Source organism: Microbulbifer sp. SE14, from assembly GCF_059834885.1.
Genome location: NZ_JCBAJA010000004.1, coordinates 53505 through 75462, shown reverse-complemented (window position 1 = coordinate 75462; position 21958 = coordinate 53505). Strand labels below are relative to the sequence as shown.

Here is a 21958-nt window from a genome sequence, read left to right as displayed (position 1 = left end):
ATCACCTGTTGATGGGCACGCTGCGCTTTGCCCATCCTACGATGTACAATCATTTCGAGTCCCGAGTCTCTTCCTACTGGTAGGGCAAACGCGCCTGCACCCCTGGTACTCCACCTCGCGCAACGCCAGCTCGTGCTCCAAGTCTTCACATCCATATTCTGGTGCCACTGGCCCGCCCCTCCCCGTGCAGCCACCCGGCACACTGCACTTTTCTTTATTAGTATTTAGATACCTACGGCGCGTTTCCGCAGTCCCTTTTTGCGTCACCACAACAAGAGCCGCCAGCAAAGGAGACTTTCATGCCCCGTGTAAAGATTGGTCTGAAGTATCGCCTCGAATACCTCTCCATTCTGGACGAATCCGGCGAGGCCGATGCGGGACTGGACCCGGATCTCTCCAGGGAGCAGCTGCTCGACTTCCATCGTAAAATGCTTCTCAGCCGTCGCTTCGACGAGTACATGCTCAAGCTGCAACGCCAGGGGCGGATTGGAACCTTTGCGCCGGTCAAAGGCCAGGAAGCTTCCCAGATCGGGGCTGTTGCGGCTGCCGACAAGGACGACTGGATGGTGCCGGCGTTCCGCGAAACCGCGGCTGCCATATGGCGCGGCGCTCCGTTGAGCGGCCTGCTTCTCTACAATGCGGGTTACAACGAGGGTGGCCGGATACCGGACGACCAGAACGACCTGCCCATTGCGATTCCCGTCGGCTCACAGATTCCCCACGCGGTGGGCATCGCCTATGGCTGTCGCTATCGCGACAGCAAACGGGTGGCGCTCACTTTCTTTGGTGACGGCGCTACCTCCGAAGGGGCCTTCCACGAGGCCCTGAACCTGGCGGCGCTGTTCGACACGCCCACTATATTCGTGTGCCAGAACAATCACTGGGCAATTTCGGTTCCCCGCGAACGCCAAACACGATCTGAAACCATCGCACAGAAAGCCATCGCCTACGGCATGCCGGGAATCCAGGTGGACGGCAACGACATCCTGGCTGTCTATTGCGCCGCGCGGGAGGCCGTGCAGCGGGCCAGGAAAGGTGAGGGGCCCACGCTGATCGAGTGTGTGACCTATCGCATGGAGGTACATACCACGGCCGACGATCCAGGCCGTTACCGGGACGAGGAAGAAGTGGAGAAGTGGGCCAGGCGGGATCCCATCGAGCGTCTGCAGAAATACCTGAAACGCAAAAAACTGCTGACGGACGAGGACATAGAACAGGAGGAGAAAGAGATCGAGCAGACCGTGCGACAGGCCTGGAAGGACGCGGAAGAGCAGATGGAAAAGTTGAGCGATGCTTCCGCCATCTTTGATCATCTCTACGCCGAGCAGCCACCCTATCTGGAAGAGCAGCGCGAGGGATTCGTCAGGGGGAAGGATAATGGCTGAACTGACGATGAGCGAAGCACTGAACCTTGCCCTGCGACAGGCCATGGAAGGGGACGACGACATTGTCGTGCTCGGCGAAGACGTGGGAGTGAACGGCGGCGTGTTCCGCATTACCGAAGGGTTGCTGGATCGCTTCGGCGAAAGGCGCGTGCTCGATACTCCGGTGGCCGAAGCGGGCATCGCCGGGATGTCAATCGGCATGGCCATATGCGGGCTCAAACCGGTCTGCGAGATGCAGTTTTCAGGTTTCAGTTACCTGGCCTTCAACCAGATCGAAGCCCACGCCTCGCGACTACGTTGGCGCTCCCGCGGACGCTTCCATGTGCCAATGGTATTGCGCATGCCGTTTGGCGCGGGTGTACATGCGTTGGAACATCACTCCGAAAGCAAGGAAATCTTCTATGCCCACCAGCCGGGCCTGAAGATGGTCATTCCCTCCGGACCGCGCAATGCCCGCGCACTGCTGATCAGTGCTATCCGCGATCCGGATCCGGTCATCTTCTTCGAACACAAGGCGTTATACCGGGCGTTTCGCGAGGAAGTCCCCGAAGAGGAAGAAACACTGCCCATCGGCGAGTCCCGCATCGTCCGGGAAGGCAAGGACCTGACCTTGGTGGCCTACGGCGCCATGTTGCATCGGGCTCTGGAAACCGCGAAAAAGCTGGCGGAAGAAGACGGTGCGGAGGCTGAAGTCATCGACCTGATAAGCCTCTCACCACTCGACGACAGCCGCTTCACCGAGTCGGTCCGGCGTACCGGCCGAGTGGTGGTGGTACATGAGGCCCACCGCAGCTTTGGTCCTGCCGCCGAGATCATCGCCCGCCTGGTGGAGAAGTCTTTCTACTACCTCGAGGCGCCGGTAGAGCGGATAACCGGATACGATGTCCACGTACCCTACTTTGCGCGAGAGCAAGCCTATTTACCCAGTGTTGAGCGCATCCTCAAGGGATGCCGCCGCGCGCTGAACACTTAGCGCAATGAATACACGGAAAGGAGCATATTCTTATGGCTCAAGAGTTTCGATTGCAGGACCCGGGAGAGGGCATTCACGAAGTAGAGATCATCAAACTATACGTGGCCTCCGGCGATACGGTTGAGGACGGTGACGACCTTGTGGCCGTGGAGAGCGATAAGGCAACGATTGATGTCCCGGCTCCCTTCGACGGCACCATCGAAGATATCCGCGTCGAGGAAGGTGATACGGTGCGGGTCGGCGACGTGCTCCTGACCTATCGCGAGCAGGGCGAAAGCAAATCGGAAGAAACACCCAAGCCTGCAGGCGGCGAATCCGAGCCGGATAAAGCGGAACCGGAAGCTGAGAAGGAAGAATCAGAGAAGGAGGAGAAACAGGAGGCGAAAGAGGAAGAGAAGAAGGAAGAGAAGAAGGAAGAGGAGAAGGAAGAGGAGAAAAAAGAGGAGGAAAAAGAGGAGAAAAAAGAGGAGAAAAAAGAGGAGGAAAAAGAGGAGGAAAAAGAGGAGGAAAAAGAGGAGGAAAAAGAGGAGGAAAAAGAGGAGGAAAAAGAGGAGGAAAAAGAAGAGGCAGCAGCAAAACCTGTGGAAAAGGAATCGCAGCCTGAGAAAACAGCAGCCGAGTCGCTATATGAGCGCCCCGTGCCCGCTTCCCCGGCTGCACGTCGCGCCGCCCGGGAACTGGATGTGGACCTGCGCCAGGTGAAAGCCAGTGGACCCAGGGGGCGGATCACCACCGAAGACGTCCAGGCGTTCGCCGGGAGTAAGGAGACCGGGACGGCCGCGCGCCGCGAGGCTCCGGAGCTGCCCGACTTCGAACAATGGGGACCGGTTCGGCGTGAAAAACTGCGTTCAATACGGCGTGCCACGGCACGTCAGGTGACGCGGGCCTGGGCGCAGATTCCCCACGCCTCCCATCATGACGTGGCCGATATTACGGAGCTGGAACAGTTCCGCCAGCAGCACAAGGGTGCGGTGGAGAAGCGGGGCGGCAAGCTCACCCTGACATCCATGGTCATCAAGGCGGTCGCAGCGTTACTGCGGGAGTTTCCCCGATTCAATGCCAGCCTGGATACCGAGCGCGACGAGATCATACTCAAAGACTACTACCACATCGGCGTCGCCGTGCAGACCGACCGCGGCCTGTTGGTGCCGGTGGTGCGGGACGCGGAACGCAAGAGCCTGGCCGAGATCGCCGTCACACTGACCGAGCTGGCGGAACGGACCCGAGCGGGGGACGTCTCCCAAGACGACCTGAATGGCAGCACCTTTACCCTGACCAACCCGGGGCCCCTCGGCGGCACGGGATTCGATCCCATCATCAACTACCCGGAAGCCGCCATCCTGGGGCTGGGCAAGGCGCAACTACAGCCAACGGTACAGGGCACGCTGGACGATTACGATATCCTGCCCCGTTTGATGCTTCCCATAGATCTGGCCTACGACCACCGCCTCAATGACGGCGCAGACGCCGTGGAGTTCGTGCATCGGCTAAAGACGATTCTGGGCGACCCGGAACAATTCATGCTTTCGACATAACCCTGATAAGCCACACAGCTCGCCACGTCCCCGGGCCCGAGTCATTCCCTATTGATAAGGCGAATGCGCCCGCACCTCCTGGTACTCCGCCTCGCGCAGCGCCAGTTCGTGCTCCAGATCCTCTATCTCCATGCCCAGTTCCGTGTGGCGTCCCTTGAGCCGGGCTATATCGGCCAGCAGGGTGACGCGTTCCTCCTTGGTGGCCTCGTCGCTGACCAGGCGCGCGCTCATGTCGGTGATGTCATCGAGGATATGCTCGCGCTCCTGCGCCCGATCGCCGATGGCATTGGCCACCTGGTTCACCGCGCTGCGGGCCAGGTAGAGTTCGCGGCCGGCCTGGTGCCCGCGCAGGAAGAGGCCCTCCAGGTCCGCCGGGCAGGCGCCGTTGTAGCTGCCGCCGGCGTTGCCCAGGCGGAAGCCGCGATGCTCGGTGCAGTAGAGTTCCAGCCCCTCGTCGCGGCCGGCGCGGTAGGCCGCCGTATCCGGCCGCACGCCGTGATCGGCGCAGGCCTCGCGGCGCTTGCCCAGCTGCGCTATCTGCAGGCCGGCGGCGCCGTCCTCATAGCCGATCGCGTGCCAGTCGGCGGTCAGGCACTCCTCTTCGCTCATGGTGGCGCAGCCGCTGGCCAGCAACGGCATCGCTATCGCCAGGGGCACGAGCGGGATTTTCTTGCTTTTCAGGTTCACTGTTGCTTCCCGTCACAGGTGTCGTCGGGGGCAATTTATCGCATCGAGGCTGTCTGTAGCCTGAAGCAATCACGGAAAGTGTGACGCGAGTCTCACTCCGTACGCGACCAACGGGGCGGTTGAGTCCACGTGGATCCCGCAAAAGGGGCGCCATTTCGTACTAGGATGGGGGAATAAACCAAAAAGGAAGAGGGATAACCGATGAGTGATTTTGTCCGCATGACCGCGGTGGAATTGCTGGCCGGATACAGGGACAAGGCATTTTCTCCGGTCGAAGTCATCAGGGCGCTGCTCGCGCAGATAGAGCGCTGCAACCCGGCGGTCAACGCCTACTGCCTGGTGGACGGGGAGACCAGTCTCGACTTCGCGCGGGAGTCGGAGCAGCGCTATCGGAGCGGCGCGCCAAAGGGTTTACTGGATGGCGTACCGGTGGCGATCAAGGATGTGTTCCTGACCCCCATGTGGCCGACGCTGAAGGGCTCCAGGACCATCGATCCCGAATCCACCCTGGGCAAGGCGGCCCCCTGCGTCGCGGCCCTGGCCCGCAACGGTTATGTGCCCCTGGGCAAGACCACTACGCCGGAGTTCGGCTGGAAGGGTGTCACCGACAACCCCATCGACGGCGTCACCCGCAATCCCTGGAACACCGACAAGACCGCCGGCGGCTCCAGTGGCGGCAGCGCCGCGGCGGTGCCCCTGGGCATGGGCCCGCTGGCGCTGGGCACCGACGCCGGTGGTTCCATCCGCATTCCCGCCGGCTTCTGCGGCATCGTCGGCCTCAAGCCCAGCTTCGGCGAGGTGCCCCACTGGCCGCCGAGCCCCTTCGGGACCCTGGCCCACGCCGGGCCCATGACCTGGACGGTGGCGGACTGTGCCCTGATGATGAATGTGCTGACAGAGGCCGATCAGCGCGATACCCAGGCGATACCGCGGCGCAACATCGACTATTTCGGTGAGATCCAGGGGGAGCCGGAGCAGCTGCTGAAAGGGCTGCGCATCGCCTACAGCGCTACCCTCGGCTATGTGCAGGTACAGGCGGAGGTGGAGGAAACCGTGCGCGGGGCGGTGCAGCTGCTGCAGTCCCTCGGCGCCGAGATCACCGAAGTGGCGCCGGGCTTCGATGATCCCCTGGCCGCCTTCGGCCATCTCTTCTACGGCGGCGCCGCCAACGCGCTGCGCGGGCTCGGCAAGCGCCAGCGGGCGCTGATGGACCCACAGTTGGTGGCGGTGGCGGACAGGGCGGCACAATTGTCCATGCTCGATTACCTGGCCGCGATCAACGAGCGCACCGCACTGTCCGAGCGGATGGCGAATTTCCATCGCAAGTACGACCTGCTGCTGACACCGACACTGCCGATCACCGCCTTCAAGGCCGGGCGCGAGGTGCCCGAGGACTGGCCCAGCACCCGCTGGCCATCCTGGACCCCCTACACCTATCCGTTCAACCTCACCGGCCAGCCTGCGCTGTCGGTGCCCTGCGGTTTCTCCTCCGACGGCCTGCCGATCGGGCTGCAGATAGTGGGGCGGCGCTTCGAGGATGCCACAGTGCTGCGCGCCGGTCAGGCCTACCAGTTGGCCGCGCCGCTGACCGACAGGCGCCCGCAGCTGTTTTTCGCCGATGCGGCCAGGGGAGAGAAGGCGAGGGGGCAGGAGGCGTGAGCCGGCTGGATTTCGATTTCTACGAATCCGAGGATCCGGTCTGGAACCCGGCGCTGCTGACGATACCGGTGCCGGGCATCCGCAAGATGGTCAACCTGGCGGCGACCATGGACGATGTGATCCACCTGTCCATCGGCCAGCCGGACGCGCCGGCGCCGCCCCATGTGATCCAGGCCGCGGTGGATGCCCTGGAGGCGGGACAGACCGGCTACACCATGGACGCCGGCCTGCCGGAACTGCTCGACGCCCTGGCGGAGTACAACGGCGCGCGCTACGGCCGCGAACTCACGCCGGAAAATATCCTCGTCACCACCGGCGCCACCGAGGCCATCTACCTGGCGCTGACCGCCGTGTCCGCGCCGGGGCGGGAATTTATCGTGCCGGACCCATCCTTCATGCTCTACGCGCCGCTGATCCGCATGAATGGCGGCGAGGTGCGCTATGTGCCGACCAGGGCCGAGAACAACCACCAACTGGATCCGCAGGAAGTCATAGACGCGATCGACAAGAACACCCACGCGATAGTGCTGAACAGCCCCAGCAATCCCACCGGCACCGTCTACCCCCGCGAGACCATAGAGACGATAGTGCAGGAGGCCGCCTACCGCGGCATCTACGTGATCAGCGACGAGGTCTACGATCACCTGGTCTACGACAACCGGGAATACGCCAGCGTGCTCTCCTGCTGCTCCGACCTGGACCACGTGATGGTGATCAGCAGCTTCTCCAAGACCTTCAGCATGGCCGGCATGCGCATCGGCTGGATGATCGCCAGTCAGGGCGCCATCAAGAAACTGCGCCGCTACCATATGTTCACCACCACCGTCGCCAACACCCCCTGTCAGTGGGCCGGCGTCGCTGCGTTGAAGGGCGACCGCAGTTTTATCGACGGCATCATCGAGACCTACAGGAAAAGGCGCGATCGCCTGGTGCAGCTGGTGGAAAATACGCCCTATCTCGAGGGCTATATGCCGGAGGGGGCCTTTTACCTTTTTCCATCCCTGCCCGAGGGTGTCAACGGCAACAATGTCGCCCTGCGCCTGCTGCGCGAGACCGGCGTCTGCACCATCGCCGGCGACACCTTCGGCGAGTCCTGCCGCAACGCACTGCGCATCAGCTACGCCACCTCCATCGACAAAATCGAGCGGGCCTTCGAGCGGATTATTCCGTGGATGGAGCGGCAGGATTTCGGCTGAGTCTGCAGGGGCCTGGTTCGCCCCTGGTTCCCTCGTCATCTCCGCATCACGGGTTCCGGCCTACTTGTATTCGCTTGCCAAATACACTTGGTCAACTTGGGAAATTGAGCGTCAAACTTCGGGGGGCGCAAATTGGCGATATGGGGTGGGGCTACAGTTTGAATTGGGAGGTGCCTGAAAATTGCACACCCGAAGTCAGAGTTTCGCAGTGTTTCGGTCGGACTGCTTCCAGGGAGGATCTCCATGTCTGTACGCAATTGCACAAGGACTTTCGCGATATCGGTGGCGCTGCTGCTACTGCCCTGCGCGGCCACTGCGCAAATCAGCCCCAGCCCCATCATGGGGCTTTTCAACACCGGTGTGGACGACGACGGTAATCTTTTAGACGATGACGACCCGAACGGCACTGAGGATCCGCACTACGATCTTATTCAAAGCGCCGATTCCGACTTTCCCGGACCTACCGCCTTTGTGGTCAATTCGGCGAATCCGACCACCAATCTGTTCCCGAACGCGTGGTTGCCCAATGGTCCGAATTCGAACTGGATAAGTCCCCGATTCAACCCCGCTGCGGAAGCCGGTAGACGAAACAGTCCTGGCCAATACGTGTATCAAACCACGTTCAATCTCGACGATTCCGGTGTCAACTGCTTTCCGGCCACGGCGTTTATCAGGGGACGCTGGCTCACCGACAACAGCGGGGTGACCATCAGGATCAACGACAACCCTACCCCTAATAACAGGCCTGGCAATGATTTCCGGAATCCCACCGACTTTGTAATCAGCGCCGGTTTCGTGGCCGGGGACAACACTCTGGAGTTCGTCGTGAACAACGCCGGCACATCACCAACGGGCCTGCGCGTCGAGATAACGGAGGCAACCGTCGTTTGTGGGCTGTCTAACGTCCCGCAACCCGATCCTACGCCGACGCCGGCCCATGTCAGCAACTGGGTGCCCAATGTGGGTTTCATTCAGCCGGGAGAGCAGCCGCTCGGCGACATGTGGACCTTTCAGTGTCCGCCGGGAGGGACGGTTACGGCGCGAGTGGATACGAAGGACGACACCGACCTCGGCCGGTCCGGCATCGATCCGGTGCTCCTGGTCGTCGACGGCCAGGGCGGTCTTCTTGCCCTGGGCGACGATGAGTTCGCCTGCACCTACACGCCCCAGTGCGGGTTTTCGTGTCCCCAGGTTGTCGATATACCCTGTGGAAACGGCCAACCCCACAGCATCATAGTGCGCGACTTCGGTTTCAGTGGCCTCGTCTTTCCACGGTGCGCGCCCGGGGGCGGCTATGAGCTGACGGTGGAGGCCGAGGACAGTTCCGGCAACGCGGCTCAGGTTAGGCTGAGAGGCGGCGCCGCCCGCAACGTACCGCCCTGGGCGGTGCAGGACGGAAAAGCCGTAGTCGGACCGGCGCTGGATGACGAAAACGTGCCCGAATTCGGAGAGTCATTCATCAAGTAGTTTGGGAAGAGCAGGTTTCCCGTGGAGGGTTCGGGATCCGGGATTGCCCGGATCTCGAACGCTTCATGAAATACGCGGGCCAAACCACCGACGCAGGCAACACTTTCTCGGCGGCCGTGCAAATTCCGGTGCAAATTCCGGGGACAGTACACTTGATTGGATTTTGAACGAGAGCCGCCAGCGGATAATTAAGCATACGGTCCCCGGAATTGCCTCTCCCCCTCCCGCGTCGTCCCGGTTTTTTTGCCGAGCGCAGTCCGCGCCGGCTCCAGCGTCTGCAGGCCGTAGGCCCGCGCCTCCGCGGCCGCCTCCTCTACTCCCAGCCCGCCCCCATCATACCAACGGATGAAGGACAGGCTTCCCGTACAGGCATACAGTCGATGACTGGAAGCCGTAGGGTGATCGATTGCGGGGAAGTCTTCCAGGGCATGCGGAAAATAACGAGAGACCGCGTAAAAGCGAATCCCAATTGAGAGCGAAGAGAGACGCCATGCAAACACCAAACTCTACCGGTCGACGGCGGAACCCGTCTGCAGAACTGAAACGTCTGCTGGCTGCCTGTACCTTTATTACACTGGCCGCACTGAACGTGAATGCCGTGGCCGGGACTGTCCACGACTACACCATGACCGCCAAAAGCTACGCCGGATCCCGGGACCGTCAGTATCGCGTTTATGTTCCCGACGGCGCGCCATCCCCCGCCCCTATGGTTATGGCCCTGCACGGCTGTGTGCAGGACCACCTGGACGTCTACGACAACTGGGGCTTGAAGGAAGCGGCCGACGACTACGGCTTTATCCTGGTCATGCCCTTCATAACCAGCTACGACGGCATGCGCAGTGAAAACTGCTGGGGCTTCTGGTTCGACCAGCATACCCACGAGGGGAGCGGTGAGCCGGAAGACCTGCACCAGATCGCGCTGGAGGTGGAGTCAAACTTCGCCATCGACCACCTGCGCCGCTATATTACCGGCTTTTCTTCGGGCGGTGCGATGACCGCGGTGGCGGCCACCACGCACAACGAGTACTGGGCGGCGGCCGCGCCGGCCGCGGGGCTGGCCTATGGCGAGACCTCCAGCTCGGTGTCTCTGGCCGGTTGCTACGGCTCCCCCACCATGGAGTCGGTCGCGACCTCCGCCAGCGACATGGAGCGGGAGCTGGACGACGACTACGCCATTCCCCTGCTGGTACTCGCCAACAACGAGGACTGTGTGGTCCAGCAGCCCGCCGGGCGCAACCTGCGCGATGCCCACCTGCGTGTGTTTGGCGGCTCCAGGGCGGATGAAAGCGCCTGCGAGTACGATTACCAGAACAGCTACGGCTGCCGGCACACTTACTATACCGTTGACGGTGTCCCGGGCAGTCGCTCGGTGGTGGAGACGGTTTTCTTCGACGGCCCGCTGGAGACGGCGTCGACCGGTGACAGCGACTACGGGCACTACTGGGTTGCCGGCGAGCGCGGCCAGGAGGCGGACTACAATCGCCGCACCGGACCGAGCTATCCGGATCTGGTGTGGGACTTCTTCAGTCGTCACGCCCGGGATGGCAGCGGTGGAGCGGTCGAAAACGGCACGCCGGCCATTACCTTGAACGGCGATAACCCCATCGCAGTAAACCTCAACGAGACCTTCACGGATCCGGGCGCCAGTGCCATCGATCCCGAAGACGGCAGCCTGGCGGTGACGGCGAGCTGTGACGTCGACACTTCCATGGCCGGGGAATACTACTGTACCTACACGGCCGAAGATTCGTCGGGCAACGTGGCCAGTGCCACACGCACGGTGACGGTGATCGATCCGAATGAACCGGACGCGAGCTGCACCGAGGCAACCTCCGCGCCGGGTGCCCATATCGACAACGGCCGGGCGGTCAAGGGCGGTGGTTTCGGCCTCTATGCACTGGCCACCGGCGACGACAAGCGCATAGGTTACTACTTCGACACCTGGTCCGACGTCACCCTGTACGAGGGGCAGCCCGGCGAGTGGTTCACCGCACAACCCAGCGAATGCCGCAGCACCGGTGACAACGGCGGCGGTTTTATCTGCCAGGACTGGTATGACACCAACGGTTGGCACGAGTACCATGGCCGGGCCTACTACGACGGCAGTTATTACACCGCGGGCGGCGACGATGGGCTCGGCAGCCTCTCCGGTAGCTACACCTACGTCAAGGAGACTTCTGAGGGGTTCTACGAAAAGGGGCAGTGTCCCTAACGATCTGTGGAACCTGTACGTCACTAGGGGAAGGCGGGCCAGAACCTGTAACACGGCCGCCGCTGGAAAACCGAACTGACCTAGGTGGGCGTTGAGCCGGACAGGGATCAGGCAAAACCGCTCAACAGCCCCCCATCGGCCAGCACCGTAGTCCCGGTCATATAGGAGGCCTCCTCCGAGGCCAGCCACAGCGCCACCCGGGCTATCTCCTCCGGCTGCGCCACCCGCTTCACGCCCCGCACAATGCTGTTGGCCCTTTGCACCGCCGCCTCGTCGCGGCCGGTGGCGCGGCGGAACATGGGGGTGTCGGTGATGCCGGGGGCGACCAGGTTGACGCGCAGCCCCCGCTCGGCGTAATCCTGGCTGGCGCTCTGTGCCAGTGCCTCCAGGGCCCGCTTGCTGCTGGCGTAGGCGGCGCCGCCGGGGCGGGTGGCGTAGGCGTGCTGGGAGGCGGTGATCACGATGCTGCCGCCGCCGGCTTTCAGGATTTGCGGGATCTGGTATTTCATCGCCAGGAAGACGCCGCGCAGGTTGGTGTTGTGTATCCATTCCCACTCTTCCAGGCTGAGCCGGTGCAGTGGTTTGAAAATTACCTCACCGGCATTGTTGAAGCCGATATCCAGCCGGCCGTAGGTATCGACCGTCTCCTCCACGAACATCTTTACCTGCTCCGGGACCGTGACGTCCGCGCGGATATAGCGCGCCTCGCCGCCGGTCCGGCGGATTTCCTCCGCCACCTGGTTGCCCAGCTGTTCCCGGCGGCCGCAGAAGGTCACCCTGGCGCCCTCGGCGGCAAACAGCCGCGCCGCCGCGGCGCCGATGCCGGAAGTGGCGCCGGTAATCGCGACCACCTTGCCGGCAAAGCGTTTGCCATTTGCGCCGGTGGAACCACTCTGTGCCGCCGCTGCACCTAGGCTGGCCGCACCCAGACCGGCCGCACCTACTTTCAGGAAATCGCGTCTTCTGTTGCCCATGGTTTTCTCCCGTAAGCTTGCCCGGACATATTGGCGATCACTCTGCAGCAGTTTCCGGGCGGGGATAAATCCGTCGCGCTACACGATATTCATGATTTCCAGTCAACAATTGTGGTATGCGCCGTGATAGGCTGGAGCGTCTCGCCGAAATCGACCCAAGGGAAAGGCCATGCCATTGGAGACTTCCTCGATCGCCGTATTCGCCAGCGTGGTAAAGCACTCCAGCTTTGCGCGCGCGGCGGAGGAGCACGCCATGACGCCCTCCGGCGTCAGCCGGGTGATTTCGCGGCTCGAAGAACGCCTGGGCGTGCGGCTGCTGCAGCGCTCCACGCGCCGGCTGTCGCTGACGGAAACCGGATCTGTCTTCCACCAGCGGGCGCTGCAGATACTGCGGGACCTGGACGAGGCGGAGGTGGAGGCCTCGGCCGCCAGCCTGCAGCCCCGTGGCCTGCTGCGGCTGAATGTTCCGGTGGTGTTCGGCCGCCAGCATATAGTGCCGCTGCTGCGGCCGCTCCGGGAGAAATATCCCGAGATGTCGATAGAGCTATCCCTCAGTGACCGCTTTATCGACCTGATCGAGGAGGGGGTGGATCTCGCGATACGTATCGGCGCCCTGGCGGACTCGCGCCTGATCGCGCGGCGCCTGTGCGCCAACCGCCGCCTGCTGGTGGCCAGCCCGGACTACCTGAAGCGCCGCGGCACACCGCAGACGGCGGCGGACCTGGACGATCACGATTGCCTGGTATTCACCGGCCTGGACAGGCCGCACCAGTGGCGCCTCGTAGGCCCCGAGGGGCCGGTGACGGTCGCCGCCGCGGGGCCGCTGGTGTGCAACAACGGCGAGGTACTGACCGGGGCCGCCAAGGACGGGCTCGGCATTGCGCTGGGGGCCACCTTTTCCGTTTCCCGGGCCCTGCTGTCCGGCGAACTGGTGCGGGTGCTGCCGGACTACGAGTTCGAGCCGACCGCGATTCACGCCATCTACCCCTCCACCCGGCAGCTGTCCCGCAAGGTGCGCGCCACCGTGGATTTCCTCGCGACCGCCTTCGACGGCGTGCCGGCGTGGGACTCGGCGCTGGCCGGCAGGGTGCCCGGCTTTGAGGTCCAGGCCTGAACAAATTGCCTTCATTCGTGATCCGCGCGCATCAAACCCGTGACAGCGGCCCGGTTTTTCGCGCCCGCTGCTGCCGCTAGATTCTGTGTCCGGACGCAAACGGTTGGCGCGCGGGAGGCGGGATTGAAATCGGGGCACGCAATTCTCTATTACCTCTTGTCTGTGGGCATTCCGCCGGGCGCCGCCACGGCGGCGGAATCGCCCGACAGTGTGCTGGCGCAGATTGACGCAGATGTGATTGCCGCAGTCGCCGACGGCGATTTTGTCACCGGGAGCTATGCCAGCGGCGAACTGGCGCCTCTCTCCGCGGGCTACCGCGACAGCCTGGTGCTGTTGCGCCGCTCGGGCGACGGCTGGCGGCGGGAATCGCTGCCGATTTCCAACTCGGTAACCGCGCCGCCGGAAGTTTTGCGCCTGGCCGCGGACGGGAAGAGCGCCTTTGTGACAGAGCGGCTGGCCCGGCGGACTCCCGGCGCCACCCGCATCGCCGAGCTGGCGCCGGGGCGGCGACTGTTTGCGGTGGCGCTGCCGGGAGGGGCGCCGGCGAAACTGGCGGACGCCATCGAACTGGATGATTTTCCCGAGGCCCTGGACGTCAGCCCGGACGGGCGCACAGTCGCCGTCGTGTCCAACAGCGGCGGCCAAAGCCTGCTGCACCTGGTGCCCTTTGGCGGGAATCGTTTCGGCGCCGCGCAGCGTTCCGATCTGGGTTCCCTGCTGGATGATGGAGGGCAGACATACGCGAGCAACGTGGCCTGGCACCCCTCGGGCCGCTTTCTCGCGTTCAACCTCAACACCAGTGACCGGATACTCTTCGTCGCCCTGGAGCGGGGTGAGGGTGGAAGGTTTTCACTGCGCCCCTGGGGCAGCCCGGTAACAGTCGGGCGGGATCCCTTCGTGGGCCGCTTTGCGCCGGACGGGCGGCACTTTATCAGCTCGGACTGGGGGCGGGATTTCGGTGCCACCAGCCTGGCCGGCCGGCTGCCCACGGAGGCCTCGCAACTGAGCGTGGTGCGTCTCGCCGATCCGGATTCCGTGGAACCCCGGCACGAGGTGGTGCACAGGGCCACGTCGGATATTTCCGCCGAGGGGCTGGCGATCAGCCGCGACGGCCGCTTTGTCGCCACGGTCAATATGCGCGGTACCCCCTTTCCCGCAGACAGCCCCCGCCACCACCGCCGCGCCTCCGTCTCCCTGTTCCGCTTCGATGCCGGCAGCGGTGCGCTGGAAAAAATCGCCGATACCCCCTTCGCCGGCGTGCTACCGGAAGGGGGTGCCTTCGACCCGTCCGGAAACTACTTCCTGGCCAGCGTGTTTGAGTACCGGGATACAGGCGGGGGCGGTATGGAGGTGTTCCGGGTGACGGAGACCGGCCTGCAGAACCTGGGCCGCATCCCGATGCCCCACGGCGTGCACCACCTGGATATTGCGGCAAAAAGAAAATTCTGAAGACGGCAACAAGTTACAGGAGATATCCATGTTGAACTGTTTTCGCGCGAGTGTGGCTGCCGCGCTCCTGTTCACCGTGCAGGCTGCCAGGGCACAGGAGGCGGAGAGCGGCTACCGCGTCGACGACGCCCTCTACCAACTGGCCCCGACCGCGGTGCTGGCCCGGGGACTCTACGAGGGTCCTACCCGCTTCGGCGAACTGCTGCAGTTCGGGGACTTCGGCCTCGGCGGTATCAATCCCATCGATGGCGAGATCATCATTCTCGACGGCACCGTCTACCAGGCGCGTCACCGGGACGGCCAGCTGCGGCGAGTGGGGGATGGGGAGAAAACGCCTTTCGCCTATATCAAGCGCTTCCGCGAAGACCGCCGCATGCGCCTGCCGGCGGCCAGCCTGGGCGAACTGACCCGGGAACTGGACCGGCGGCTGCCGACCCCGAACCTGGTTTACGCCCTGCGTATCGACGGGACCTTCGACTACCTGAAACTGCGCAGTGTGCCCCGGCAGACGCCGCCCTATCCGCCGATAGACCAGGTGGTAAAGAAGCAGGCAGTGTTCGAGCACAGCGGCATTTCCGGCACCATCGTCGCCCTCCGCCTGCCCGCCTATCTCAGCGGCACCAGCGGCAGCGGCTACCATATGCACTTCGTCGACAGGGAGCGACGGCTCGGCGGTCACGTATTGGACCTGCGCAGCCCGGCACTACAGGTCTCGGTGGACGAGAGCCGCGGGCTCAATCTGATACTGCCGGACAGCCCCGCGTTCGAGCGGGCGGACTTCGGCGATGCCGATGCATCGGGCGCCTATCAGCGCGCCGTGCGACCCCAGTAGACCCGGTAGGCGGGGAAATGGGCGGTGGCGAGGGTCTAAACTGGAAATTCGGGAACCGATTTTTTTCAAAGCCCCGGTCTGGTGCGCATGAGTTTAGACCCCCTATCGCCGGAACAGCTGTATCAGCACTGCCCGCTGGAGTGGCTGGAGCTGGGAGGAGAGGCGGACAAGGCCGCCGAGGACCAGGCCTTCGGCCAGGACCGCGCCATGGAGGCGCTGGAATTTGCGCTGGATATGGCCGGCAGGGGCTACAACCTCTACGTGGCCGGGTCCGTCGGGCTGGGCAAACACGAGCTGGTAAACAAGCGCATAGACGCCTGGGCGAAAAAGCAGGAGCCGGCGTCCGACCTCTGCTATATCCACAATTTCGACGCCGAGCACAGGCCCAGGGCCCTGGTGCTCCCCGCTGGCACCGCGCGCCAGCTGCGACGCGACACCGACGACCTGCTCGAACATCTGCTCACCGCCATTCCCGATATCTTCCGCAGCGACGAATACCGCGCGCGCCGCGATGAACTCAAGCAGCAGGTGGAGGATCGCGAGGAGGAGACCTTCGCCGAACTGGTGGAGCGCGCCAAGGCGCTGGGGATCGGCGTGATGCGCACACCGTCCGGCTACACCATAGGGCCGCTGGTGGACGGGGAATTTATCAGTCCGAAAAAATTCTCCGAGCTGCCGGAAGAGGAGCAGGAACGCCTCAAGGAAAATATCGAAAAGGTCAATGCCGACCTCAAGGAGACCCTGGGCCGCGGGCTGCGCTGGCACGAGGAACTGGCCAAAAAACTGAAGCGCCTGAACCGTGAATACCTGCACCTGACCCTGGATGAACGCATCGACTGGCTGCGCCGGCGCTACCAGGGGTTGGAGCCGGTGCAGGGCTTTATCGAGCAGATCAAGCGCGACGTCATCGAAAACGCCGACGACTTCCGCGCTGCCGGCGAGCAGGGCGAGAAGGAGGGCGTCGCCACCGGTAAACTGATCCGCTCGCGGGAATTCACCCGCTTTCGCGTCAATGTCCTCGTCGACAACGGTGATGCCGATGGCGCGCCGGTGGTTTACGAGGACAATCCCACCTACGCGAACCTGCTCGGGCGCATAGAGCACGAATCGCAGATGGGCGCCCTGACCACCAATTTCAAGCTGATCAAGGCCGGCGCCCTGCACAGGGCCAACGGCGGCTGCCTGATTCTGGACGCGCAGCGCGTGCTGATAACGCCCTTCGCCTGGGAAACCCTGAAACGCGCCCTGCGCTCGCGGGAGATGAAAATCCAGCCACTGGAACTGCAACTGGGGCTGCTGTCCACCACCACTCTGGAGCCGGAGCCGATACCGCTGAACGTCAACGTGGTGCTGATCGGCGAGCGCTGGCTCCACCATCTGCTGATGACCTACGATCCCGAGGCGTCGCAGCTGTTCAAGGTCTACGCCGATTTCTCCGAGGACATAGCGCGGGAGCGCGAAAGTGTGGCCGCCTATGCCCGGCGCGTCCACGCCCTGGCCCACAGCGAGAGTCTGCAGCCGCTGTCGAAGAAAGCCGTGGCGCGGGTGGTGGAACAGGCCGCGCGCCTGGCCGACGATGCGCAAAAACTCTCCCTGCACGGCGAGCGCCTGGCCGACCTGCTGCGCGAGGCGGATTACTGGTGCCGCCGCGAGAAAGCCGACTGGGTGAGCAGGGAGCATGTGCAGAAGGCCATAGATCAGCGCGTGTACCGCCAGCGTCAGATCCAGGAGCGGCTGCAGGAGGCGGTGGAGCGGGATATCCTGATGATCGACACCGCCGGCGAGCGGGTGGCCCAGGTCAACGGCCTCTCGGTGATACTGCTCGGCGACACCGCCTTCGGCCGCCCCTCGCGCATCACCGCCACCGCGCGCCTCGGCAGCGGCAAGATGGTGGACATAGAGCGGGAGACGGAACTGGGTGGGCCGCTGCACTCCAAGGGTGTGCTGATCCTGCAGTCCTTCCTCGCCAACCGCTACGCATCCTCGCAACCGCTGTCTTTATCCGCGAGCCTGGTATTCGAACAGTCCTACGGCCCCGTCGACGGCGACAGCGCCTCCCTGGCGGAACTCTGCGCACTCCTCTCCGCCGTGGCCGGGGTGCCGCTGCGCCAGAGCACAGCCGTGACCGGTTCCGTCAACCAACTGGGTCAGGTGCAGGCGGTGGGCGGCGTCAACGAAAAGATCGAGGGCTTCTTCGAACTCTGCAAGGCCCGCGGCCTGGACGGAAAACAGGGCGTGATTATCCCGGCGGCCAATGTGCAGCACCTGATGCTGAAGGACGAAGTGGTGGAGGCGGTGCGGGCGAAAGAGTTTGCCGTCTATGCGGTGGCGGATGTGGACCTGGCCCTGGCGCTGCTTACCGGGCTCGAGGCGGGGGCTGCGGACGAGAAGGGCGAGTATCCGGAGGAGTCGTTCAACGGGCGGGTGCAGAAGCGGCTGCGGGAGTTGGAGGAGACCCGCGAGAAGCTGTTGGAGCGGGATATGAACAAACTGGAAAACAATAACTCGGATTCGTCGCCGGTGAAGGGCGGAGAGAGCGATACTCCCGGGCGAGACAGATACTGATTACGCCCACATCAGTTTCGGCTGCCACTGAACAGCTCCCTTCTCCCGCTTGCGGGAGAAGGGTTGGGGGAGAGGGGACCGCCGCAGGCACACGCGTAGCGGGTGAGCGCTAGGGATGACGCTCATCACTGGGAGTGGAAGAGAGGGCCTGTCCTCCCAGCGACGTACTAAGGTGCTGTATTAACTTGTCAATCTATTGCCTGCCGAAATAATGCGCACTTCGTTTGTTATGCCGTCAACTCATTACACGCCATTACAAAGTCTCTAGTTGGTTACCGCTGTGGCAAAAAAGTGTGGCGTAAATTTCATCTTTTTATCGACCTCGGCTTTGAAAAATTGACCCAATCTGTGGTTTTATTCCCCGCCAAAGTGTTAGGCCGGATAACCGAAATACTAAAAGCCGGCCGTCGATGAATAAATTTTGACCTTTTTGGGTTTGGGGGAACTATGCAGTTGCGACGGTCTTTCCGCGCGCAGGCGCTGGCTTTGTGCGTGTTGGGTTTTACTGGTTCGTTTTCCGTTGCGACCTACGCCGGTGAATTCCCTGTTTCCGGCAGCCGCGACTTCATTCGCAACAGCGGCAAGCCGAGCTCCCAGACTCTCGATTTCACCGCGCCCGTCGCCGGAGACTATTACCTGCTGCGCATCTACAACGGCGAGGGTGCAAATGCATCGGTGACCTCGGCCACTATTGCACTAAACGGCACCGAGATCTTCTCCCCCAAGGATTTCAAGAAGAAAGTCAGTTTTCTCGAGGTCCCCGTCTCCCTCCAATTACAGAACGCCCTGACCGTGCAGCTGGCCGGCAAACCCGGCAGCGGCCTGCGCGCCGAAGTCATTGGTATCGACAACCAGGATCCCACTATAAACGCGGCCATAGACCCGGACGCCAATGCCGCCGGTTGGCACAAAGTCGACGCCACAGTGACTTTCACCTGCAGCGATGACCTCAGCGGTATCGAAAGCTGCAGCGAACCGGCGCTGGTGAACGGGGAGGGCGCCGACCAGCGGATTAGCGGCACTGCCGTGGACAGGGCCGGCAACAGTGCCGAAACCCAGGTTTCGGTTAGCCTGGACAAGACGGCGCCGCAACTGGCCGCCGAAATTGCGCCGCCCGCCAACAGCGCCGGCTGGCACCGGCAAACCGCTACCATCAGCTACCAGTGCGAAGACACCCTCAGCGGTGTCACCAGCTGCCCGGATTCGCGGCAGGTGAGCGAAGAGGGCGCCGATCAGCGGGTCAGCGCCATTGCAGAAGATATCGCCGGCAACAGCGCAGAAATACAGAACACAATTAATCTGGACCTGACACCGCCGGAAGTTGCGACCAGCATCAGTCCCGCGGCCAACGCCGCCGGCTGGCACAACTCGGCCGTGACACTCAGCTATCAGTGTAACGACAACCTGAGCGGTGTAGCCGACTGCCCCGCAGAGCGGATCGAATCCGAGGAGGGCAGCAGCCGCGAAATCCCGGTCACCGTCACGGATATCGCCGGCAACAGCGCCGGCAGTATCACGCAGCTCAGTATCGACACCACGCCGCCGGCGATTCAGGCCCAGCTGTCCGCGCCCGCCAATGCCGCCGGCTGGCACAATGCGCCCGTCGCCGTCAGCTACCAGTGCCACGACACCCTCAGTGGCGTGGCCACTTGTCCCGAGCAACAACAAATAGACACGGAGGGTGCCGGTCAGCTGGCCGCTGCCGGCGCCGTGGATATCGCCGGCAACAGCGCGCAAATCCAGAATGCGGTGAGCCTGGACCTGACGCCGCCGGAAATCACCACCACTGTCACTCCGCCGGCCAATAGCGCCGGCTGGCACAACGCCACCGTGACCCTGAGCTATCAATGCAGCGACAACCTGAGCGGCATCGCCGACTGTCCCGAGGCACAGGTCGAATCCGCAGAGGGCGGCAACCGTGAAATTCCGGTCACCGCCATGGATATTGCCGGCAACAGTGCCAGCAGCAGCGCGCAGCTCAATATCGACACCACGCCGCCGGCGATCCAGACCCAGCTCTCCGCGCCTGCCAATGCCGCCGGCTGGCACAGTGCGCCGGTCACCGTCAGCTACCAGTGCAGCGACAGTTTGAGTGGTATCGCCAGTTGCCCGCAGCCGCAGACACTGGCCGGCGACGGCGCGGATCAAATTGTAAACGGCAGCGCCGTGGACTTGGCCGGCAACAGCGCCGGCGCCGGCGTCACCGTCAATCTGGACCAGACTCCGCCGGAAATCAGCTTCGTATCCCCCGCGGATGGCTCCCTGCTGCGGGAGCCGCAACCGGAGTTGCGCCTGCTGCTGTCGGACAACCTGGCCTTGGATACTGACAGTCTGGCAATTACCGTGGCCGGCAGTGTCATAGCCGGCTGCGAAATCAGCAGCAATATCGCCAGCTGCATACTCCCGCAACCGCTTTCCGCCGATGCCGAAATCGTGCTGAGCGCATCGGTTCGCGACTTCGCCGGCAATATCGGTGAAACGACAGTCACCACCGCTATCGACGCCGATGGCGACTCAGTGGCGGATTACGCCGACCAGTGCGCCAATACCGCTAGCGCTCAGACTGCCAATGCCGACGGCTGTGCACCTTCTCAGCTGGACAGCGACAACGACGGCGTCAATGACGCCGAGGAAATCGCCGCGGGCAGTGACCCGGAAGATGCCAACAGCTTCCCGCCCGTATTGATCGAAACCTTCGTCGCCTCTCCGTCGGCCATCGACAGCAAAGGCCAGCAGGTGGAGCTGCGCTGGAAGGTAAAAGGTGCCCGGGAAATTGTCCTCAACAGCGACGGCGGTGAGCAGGCCGCAGAGAGCTTGGCAAGCCAGGGCACACTCGCCGTCAATCCGCAGATCACCACCAACTACACCCTGACCGCAACAGGCCCCGCCGGCGAAATCAGCCAGAGCCTCACGGTAAAACTGGACCTGCCGCCCCCGCCGGACCTATGGACGGCGCCGAACATTCCGGTGCAGGAGCAGATAGCTACCTCCCTGGCCGTGGCCGACGACGGCAGTGCCTACGTGGGTGCCTTCGATGGCAACTTCTACAAGGTGAATGCCAGTGGCCAGGTGGAGTGGACTCTGGAAAATACCGGCTTGGTGATGGGCAAGGCCGCTATTGCCGATAATCGCATTATCGTCGGCGCCAATGTCAGCGGCAGCGGCCGTCTGGAAAATGCCGGTCGCGTCTACGCCCTTAACTCAGAAAAATCCCTGCTATGGAGTTTCGATACGCAGGGCGCCGTGGTTGCCGGACCTCTGCTGAATGCCAATAAGAACACCGCTTATATCGCCACCTATAGCGGACGTATCTATGCACTGGAAACCGAAACCGGCGAACAGCTGTGGTACTTCCAATTGCCGGATGGACAGACAATTGCTGCCAGCCCGGCGCTGGCGGGGCAGAAGCTGATACTGCATACGGAAGAGAAAAAGATCTTTGCCTTGGATGTAGACGTCCAGACTACAGGCGAGCGTATCCTATGGAGTAGAGACCTCGAATAACCTTGGGAACGCCGGGCTTCAGCTCGGGAAAGGGGCTCAGGCGCGACGAAAGAGCGGCCATGGCCGTTTCAAGTGAAAACAAATACTATGAACTGGCGTGCTACGCCAGATAGGAATTAAAAGGCACCGTTCAAATGAATGACGGAATTAACTCCATCAATTGGTTGAGTTTACTGAAAATCTGTTTAATGGGAGCACTTTTCAGTATTGGATCATCTTTCGCGCAAGCGGAATCGGAGTGGGTGCCCATATTTTATATTGATGATGGAAATGAAAGCGCTGATGGCGAGTACACGGTATATCTAGACACCAATCGTCCATGTACGAGCCGATGTAATTTTAATAACTTTTCTTTCTCAATAATTGAAAGTAAAGGCGGGGTTAATCAAGGCTCGATATATTCTCA

14 protein-coding genes are annotated in these 21958 nt (G+C 62.7%); 12 read left to right on the top strand and 2 right to left on the bottom strand.

The genetic code is table 11. The features are described 5' to 3' along the window. Positions 1–299: 299 nt before the first annotated feature. Genes pdhA through AC6R19_RS04400 form a run of 3 tightly spaced genes read left to right on the top strand, consistent with a single transcriptional unit; the run spans position 300 to position 3893 of the window. Complete coding sequence (pdhA, locus tag AC6R19_RS04410) at positions 300–1385, top strand: pyruvate dehydrogenase (acetyl-transferring) E1 component subunit alpha (RefSeq protein ID WP_500578417.1); 1086 nt, start codon at positions 300–302, stop codon at positions 1383–1385. After that, positions 1378–2358: an alpha-ketoacid dehydrogenase subunit beta gene (locus tag AC6R19_RS04405; protein ID WP_500578415.1), complete on the top strand. Its 981-nt coding sequence runs from the start codon at positions 1378–1380 to the stop codon at positions 2356–2358. Before pdhA ends, AC6R19_RS04405 begins: the two co-directional genes overlap by 8 nt. A gap of 50 nt (positions 2359–2408) precedes the next feature. Next, positions 2409–3893, top strand: a complete 1485-nt coding sequence (locus AC6R19_RS04400; protein ID WP_500578414.1) for a dihydrolipoamide acetyltransferase family protein — start codon at positions 2409–2411, stop codon at positions 3891–3893. Positions 3894–3941: 48 nt separating this feature from the next. On the opposite strand, the gene AC6R19_RS04395 is transcribed toward AC6R19_RS04400, so the two are convergent. Beyond that, positions 3942–4580 carry a DUF2799 domain-containing protein gene (locus tag AC6R19_RS04395; RefSeq protein ID WP_500578413.1) on the bottom strand — a complete coding sequence of 213 codons (639 nt, stop codon included), beginning with the start codon at positions 4578–4580 and terminating at the stop codon, positions 3942–3944. A 201-nt stretch (positions 4581–4781) separates the two neighbouring features. On the opposite strand from AC6R19_RS04395, the gene AC6R19_RS04390 reads away from it, so the two are divergent. The 4 genes from AC6R19_RS04390 to AC6R19_RS04375 all read left to right on the top strand — a co-directional run bounded on the left by AC6R19_RS04390 (position 4782) and on the right by AC6R19_RS04375 (position 11114). Continuing rightward, positions 4782–6239 (top strand): amidase, encoded by a 1458-nt coding sequence (locus AC6R19_RS04390; RefSeq protein ID WP_500578412.1) that lies wholly within the window; start codon positions 4782–4784, stop codon positions 6237–6239. Continuing rightward, positions 6236–7435 carry a pyridoxal phosphate-dependent aminotransferase gene (locus AC6R19_RS04385; protein ID WP_500578410.1) on the top strand — a complete coding sequence of 400 codons (1200 nt, stop codon included), beginning with the start codon at positions 6236–6238 and terminating at the stop codon, positions 7433–7435. The genes AC6R19_RS04390 and AC6R19_RS04385 overlap by 4 nt, the downstream gene beginning before the upstream one ends. 243 nt (positions 7436–7678) lie before the next feature. Further along, positions 7679–8902, top strand: a complete 1224-nt coding sequence (locus tag AC6R19_RS04380; RefSeq protein WP_500578408.1) for a hypothetical protein — start codon at positions 7679–7681, stop codon at positions 8900–8902. A gap of 490 nt (positions 8903–9392) precedes the next feature. Continuing rightward, positions 9393–11114 carry an extracellular catalytic domain type 1 short-chain-length polyhydroxyalkanoate depolymerase gene (locus tag AC6R19_RS04375; RefSeq protein WP_500578407.1) on the top strand — a complete coding sequence of 574 codons (1722 nt, stop codon included), beginning with the start codon at positions 9393–9395 and terminating at the stop codon, positions 11112–11114. A gap of 107 nt (positions 11115–11221) precedes the next feature. On the opposite strand, the gene AC6R19_RS04370 is transcribed toward AC6R19_RS04375, so the two are convergent. Beyond that, positions 11222–12088: an SDR family NAD(P)-dependent oxidoreductase gene (locus tag AC6R19_RS04370; protein ID WP_500578405.1), complete on the bottom strand. Its 867-nt coding sequence runs from the start codon at positions 12086–12088 to the stop codon at positions 11222–11224. 169 nt (positions 12089–12257) lie between these two features. Between AC6R19_RS04370 and AC6R19_RS04365 the strand changes: the two genes are divergently transcribed. The 5 genes from AC6R19_RS04365 to AC6R19_RS04345 all read left to right on the top strand — a co-directional run bounded on the left by AC6R19_RS04365 (position 12258) and on the right by AC6R19_RS04345 (position 21552). After that, a complete protein-coding gene (locus AC6R19_RS04365) occupies positions 12258–13202 on the top strand; it encodes a LysR family transcriptional regulator (RefSeq protein WP_500578404.1) in 945 nt (314 codons plus the stop codon). Between the two features lie 123 nt (positions 13203–13325). After that, positions 13326–14651, top strand: coding sequence for a lactonase family protein (locus tag AC6R19_RS04360; RefSeq protein ID WP_500578402.1), 1326 nt, complete (start codon positions 13326–13328; stop codon positions 14649–14651). 28 nt (positions 14652–14679) lie between these two features. Next, a complete protein-coding gene (budA, locus tag AC6R19_RS04355; protein ID WP_500578400.1) occupies positions 14680–15483 on the top strand; it encodes an acetolactate decarboxylase in 804 nt (267 codons plus the stop codon). Positions 15484–15570: 87 nt separating this feature from the next. After that, positions 15571–18048, top strand: a complete 2478-nt coding sequence (locus tag AC6R19_RS04350; protein WP_500578398.1) for a Lon protease family protein — start codon at positions 15571–15573, stop codon at positions 18046–18048. 453 nt (positions 18049–18501) lie between these two features. Further along, positions 18502–21552, top strand: a complete 3051-nt coding sequence (locus AC6R19_RS04345; RefSeq protein WP_500578397.1) for an outer membrane protein assembly factor BamB family protein — start codon at positions 18502–18504, stop codon at positions 21550–21552. Positions 21553–21958: the final 406 nt, after the last annotated feature.